The organism is Thioclava pacifica DSM 10166 (assembly GCF_000714535.1).
GTDB lineage: Bacteria > Pseudomonadota > Alphaproteobacteria > Rhodobacterales > Rhodobacteraceae > Thioclava > Thioclava pacifica.
Genome location: NZ_AUND01000030.1, coordinates 1 through 1,179, shown reverse-complemented (window position 1 = coordinate 1,179; position 1,179 = coordinate 1). Strand labels below are relative to the sequence as shown.

The 1,179-nt window shown below is 61.8% G+C and carries 1 protein-coding gene; it reads right to left on the bottom strand.

What is annotated here, in order from left to right:
- Positions 1–3: 3 nt before the first annotated feature.
- Positions 4–1,179 (bottom strand): elongation factor Tu (gene tuf / locus TP2_RS12100; protein WP_038077863.1); only part of this gene is annotated, 1,176 nt, incomplete at its 5' end.

Genomic DNA, 1,179 nt, shown 5'->3' with positions numbered 1-1,179 from the left:
AGATCACTCGATGATTTTCGAGACGACGCCGGCGCCGACGGTGCGGCCGCCTTCACGGATGGCGAAGCGCAGGCCGTCTTCCATCGCGATCGGGGCGATCAGCTCGACGGTGAACTTCAGGTTGTCGCCCGGCATCACCATCTCGGTGCCTTCCGGCAGCGTCACGGTCCCGGTCACGTCCGTCGTGCGGAAGTAGAACTGCGGACGGTAGTTCGCGAAGAACGGCGTGTGACGGCCACCTTCCTCTTTGGTGAGGATATAGGCTTCCGCTTCGAACTTCGTGTGCGGCTTCACCGAACCCGGCTTGCACAGAACCTGACCACGCTCGACGCCGTCACGGTCCACGCCGCGCAGCAGCGCGCCGATGTTGTCGCCAGCTTCACCACGATCGAGCAGCTTGCGGAACATCTCGACGCCCGTGCAGGTCGTCTTCTTGGTGTCGCGGATACCCACGATTTCCAGTTCGTCGCCGACGTTGATCACGCCACGCTCGACACGGCCGGTCACAACGGTACCGCGGCCCGAGATCGAGAACACGTCTTCGATCGGCATCAGGAACGGCTGGTCAACAGCACGCGCCGGGGTCGGGATGTACTCGTCGACAGCAGCCAGCAGCTCGCGGATCGAGTTCTCGCCGATTTCCGGGTCGCGACCTTCGAGAGCGGCCAGAGCCGAGCCCTTGATGATCGGGATATCGTCGCCGGGGAAGTCATACGACGACAGAAGTTCGCGAACTTCCATTTCCACCAGTTCCAGCAGCTCTTCGTCATCCACCTGGTCGACCTTGTTGAGGTACACGACCATGTAGGGGATGCCGACCTGACGGCCGAGCAGGATGTGCTCGCGGGTCTGCGGCATCGGGCCGTCAGCCGCGTTCACAACCAGGATCGCGCCGTCCATCTGAGCCGCACCCGTGATCATGTTCTTCACGTAGTCGGCGTGGCCGGGGCAGTCGACGTGCGCGTAGTGACGCGTCTCGGTCTCGTATTCCACGTGCGCGGTCGAGATCGTGATACCGCGGGCCTTCTCTTCCGGAGCGCCGTCGATCTGATCATACGCTTTGAAGTCACCAAAATACTTGGTGATCGCTGCGGTCAGAGTGGTCTTGCCGTGGTCAACGTGGCCGATCGTGCCGATGTTGACGTGCGGCTTGTTACGTTCAAACTTTTCCTTTGCCAT